The sequence below is a fragment of the Streptomyces sp. UH6 genome (assembly GCF_013421635.1).
GTDB lineage: Bacteria > Actinomycetota > Actinomycetes > Streptomycetales > Streptomycetaceae > Streptomyces > Streptomyces abyssomicinicus.
This window is the reverse complement of record NZ_JACADT010000593.1, coordinates 1-3,572: the sequence shown is the minus strand read 5'-3', so window position 1 is coordinate 3,572 and position 3,572 is coordinate 1. Positions and strand designations below refer to the sequence as shown.

The following is a 3,572-nucleotide window of genomic DNA, read 5'->3' as shown; positions in this document are numbered from 1 at the left end:
TTCGCGCAGCCCGGCCAGTCCCGAGCCGCCGGGTCCGCCGACGGCCCGCGCCCCGTCGTTCTCCACGGTCAGCACCACTCGTCCGTCCTTCCTGCCGACGGTCACCACGCACCGCCGGGCGTTTCCGTGCCGCAGCACGTTGGTCGTCGCCTCCCGCACCACCCAGGCCAGTGCCGACTGCGTCTCGGCGGGCAGCTCGGGAGCGGCCACGGACACCTCGCAGGTGATCCCGGCGGCCTCCAGCACGCTCCGGGCGCCGGCGATCTCGACGCCGAGGTCGGCCCGGCGGTAGCCCCGCACCACCGCGCGCACCTCGCGCTGCGACTCCTGGGCGATCCGTTCGACCTCGGTCATCTGGTCCACCGCCTCGGGCCGTCCGCGCCGTGCCAGTTCCACGGCCAGCTCGCTCTTGAGCGCGATCACCGCGAGGTTGCGCCCGAGCACGTCGTGCAGGTCCCGCCCGAACCGCAGTCGCTCCTCGGCGACCGCCAGCCGGGCCCGGTTCTCCCGGGCCTCGTCCAGTTCGTAGACGGCGTCGAGCAGCCAGACCGTGAAGACGGAGGTGAAGGCCATGAAGCCGGTGATGAGCAGGACGGCCAAGGAGACCCCGAGCGCGACGGCGACGGGCATGCCGTCCGCCACGGTCACCACGCCGGTCCCCAGCCCGAACCCGCCCACCGCGGCGGGGATCCGGGCCCGGTTGCGGACGCCGAGGACCAGGATGCCGCCGCCGAACGCCAGCACCATCGCGAAGACCGCGCCGGCCGTCTGCTGGACGGGTTCCGCTTCCGTCCGGCCCGCCAGCAGCACCGCTCCCACCGCCACCACGGCGGTCACCACGCCGAGGGTGTACGTCAGACGCCGCGGGTGCTCACGCAGGCCGCGGGTCCAGTCCAGGGCGCGCGAGGCGGTCACCGCGCACAGGGCGGCGTGGACGACGACGACCAGGACCACCGGCACCGCGTCGGGGAACCCGAGGGGAGCCGCCAGCGGCACCGCCGCTCCGGCCTCGGTCAGGGCGAAGCCGTGGAACGACCACCTGGTGTACGTCTCCACCTTCGCCGGGGTGCTCTTCCTCCCCCACCACTGCCGCACGCGGCGTCCTCCTCTCCCTACCGGGGCCGTGGGGCCCTCCCGCACCGGCGCCCTTCGGGCTCTTCCGTACCGGCACCGGCGCCGGTACGGGTCCTCCCGCACCGGCGTACCGGCGCCCTTCGGGCCCGTCAGGACCTCAGCGCCGGGGGTCCCACCGGAACCACCGCCGTACAGCAAACACGGCCACCACGATCCAGGCCAGCGCGGTGACCACGGCGGTCAGCGCCTCACCGGCCGTCATGGTCCCGAGCCAGCCCTCACGGATCAGGCGGATCGCCGGGGAGAGCGGCAGCAGGTCGCACACCGCGGCCATCCCGTCGGGCATCGCCTCGGTGGGGAAGGCCATGCCGGAGCTGAGCAGGGTCACGAAGAGGAACGGCAGCGAGGAGACCTGGCTGCTCTCCACGGTCTTGGTGAGGCCGGCCGTCGCCGCGCCCAGCGCCGCGCACAGGAGGGTGCCCAGCACCACGCCCAGCACCAGCAGGTGCGGCGCCCGGGGCGCGCCGATGTCCAGCAGCGCGGCGCAGACCGCTCCCATCAGCAGCGACTGGGCCACGCTGACGGTGAGGACGGGGACGGCCGCGCCGCCGAGGATCTCGGCGTCGGACGCCTCCCCGGTCCGCAGCCGCTTCAGCACCAGCTCCTCGCGGCGGGCGACGTAGGTGGAGACCAGCGTGGCGTAGACCGCGAAGAGCAGCGAGAAGCCGATCCCGGAGGTCAGCATCATCACGCCGAGACTGAGTCCGTGGGCCGCCAGATCCATCTCCCGCATGCCCTGGTGGACGCTGAACGGCAGCAGCAACGGGACGAACAGGGCGGTGATCACGGCGCTGCGGTTGCGCAGCAGCAGCGTGAACTCGGCCCGGCTCAACGCCAGCAGACGGCCGGCGGGGGTGGTCGCGCCGCTCCGCGCGGTGCGGGTGGCGATCGTGGGGGTGCTCATGCTGCCTTCTCCGTCTTCTCCGTCTCGCGGGCGGCGCCCTGGCCGACGGTCGTGCCGGTGCCCGGCCTGCCCGGCCGTCCGCCGGCCTCGCGGGCGATGTCGAGGAACGCCTCCTCCAGGGACGCGGACCGCACGTCGAGCCGCCGCAGCTCCACGCCCTCGGCGGCGGCCCAGGTCAGCAGCTCGGTGGCGGTCCGCTGCAGCTCGCGGGTGTGCAGCCGCAGCAGCGTTCCCTCGGTCTCGTGGCCGACGACGCCCATCGGGGCGAGCGGCGGCAGGTCACCCGGCAGACGGCCGGTGGGCAGCTCGAACGAGATCCGGGAGGGCCGGGCGGCGGTGACCTCGGCCGGTGTGCCGGAGGCGGCGATCCGGCCCTCGTGGAGGATGGCCAGCCGGTCGGCCAGGTCCTCGGCCTCCTCCAGGTAATGGGTGGTCAGCAGCACGGTGGTGCCCTGATCGCGCAGCGCCCGGACCAGCTCCCAGGTCTCCCGGCGGCCCTCGGCGTCCAGGCCGGTGGTGGGCTCGTCCAGGAACAGCACCTCGGGGTCGCCCAGCAGGGCCAGCGCCAGGTCCAGGCGCCGGCGTTCGCCGCCGGACAGTTGCTTGACCTTCACGCCGGTGCGGTGGCCGAGCCCGACCAGCTCCAGGACCTCGCCCTCGGGGCGGGCGCCGCTGGTGCAGCCGGCCCACATGCGGGCCGTCTCGGCGACGGACAGCCCGGCCGGGAAGCCGCCTTCCTGGAGCATCACCCCGGTGCGGGGGCGGACGGCGGCACGTTCGCGGTACGGGTCGTGCCCCAGTACCCGGATGCGCCCGCCGGCCGGGCGGTCCATGCCCTCCAGCAGCTCCACGGTCGAGGTCTTGCCCGCCCCGTTGGTGCCGAGGAGCGCGAAGACCTCGCCGCGGCCCACCGAGAAGGAGATGCCGCGCACCGCCTCGTACCCGCCCTTGTAGACGCGGCGGAGGTCGGTGACCTCTATCACCCGCTCGCCCTTGCTGATGTCCATGACCTCAGCCTCCCGTCGGGCGGGGGCGCACAACAGTGCCTCGTGTCATCGGCTCGTATGACAAATGTCAGTCGAGATCCGAAAGGCACCGGGAAGTGGGTGGGGAAAAGCCGAAGGCCCCGGTCGCATGACCGGGGCCTTCGAAACTGGAGCGGACGACGAGGCTCGAACTCGCGACCTCAACCTTGGCAAGGTTGCGCTCTACCAACTGAGCTACGTCCGCATTGCCTCCGACCGGCTTTCACCGATCGGCGCGTGGTCCAGCCTACCGGATGCGGAGGGGTGCTCCGTACCGATGGACCGGTGAGAGCGGGTGACAGGAATCGCACACTGCGCCTCCCCCCTGGAAGGGGGGTGTTCTACTACTGAACTACACCCGCACGGTTCGGGGTTCCGGCCTTTCGGCCTCGCCCCTCGGCGTGCCTGAACTCTAACTGATCACCTGGGGTGCAGCGCAAGTCCATTCCCCGGACGGGTGACCGCGAGGCCGCCCGCCGGCCCCCGTGGGGCGGCGGGCAGCCGGGCGG

Annotated in this window: 3 protein-coding genes and 2 tRNA genes; all 5 read right to left on the bottom strand. The window is 73.3% G+C overall.

Features of this window, described 5'->3' with window-relative positions; translation table 11 throughout:
- A partial coding sequence (locus tag HW445_RS22635; protein ID WP_180222806.1) for a histidine kinase occupies positions 1 to 1,095 on the bottom strand: 1,095 nt, incomplete at its 3' end.
- A gap of 136 nt (positions 1,096 to 1,231) precedes the next feature.
- Positions 1,232 to 2,038, bottom strand: coding sequence for an ABC transporter permease (locus tag HW445_RS22630; RefSeq protein ID WP_180222805.1), 807 nt, complete (start codon positions 2,036 to 2,038; stop codon positions 1,232 to 1,234).
- Entirely contained in the window at positions 2,035 to 3,045 is a 1,011-nt protein-coding gene (locus HW445_RS22625; protein WP_180222804.1) for an ABC transporter ATP-binding protein, read from the bottom strand. The genes HW445_RS22630 and HW445_RS22625 overlap by 4 nt, the downstream gene beginning before the upstream one ends.
- Before the next feature lie 147 nt (positions 3,046 to 3,192).
- Positions 3,193 to 3,268 (bottom strand) — tRNA-Gly (locus HW445_RS22620).
- Positions 3,269 to 3,353: 85 nt separating this feature from the next.
- Positions 3,354 to 3,425, bottom strand: a tRNA-Gly gene (locus tag HW445_RS22615).
- Positions 3,426 to 3,572: the final 147 nt, after the last annotated feature.

Bases quoted from the DNA above. Each gene is read 5' to 3' on its own strand.
- HW445_RS22630 (WP_180222805.1), bottom strand. From the start codon at position 2,038: ATGAGCACCCCCACGATCGCCACCCGCACCGCGCGGAGCGGCGCGACC.
- HW445_RS22625 (WP_180222804.1), bottom strand. From the start codon at position 3,045: ATGGACATCAGCAAGGGCGAGCGGGTGATAGAGGTCACCGACCTCCGC.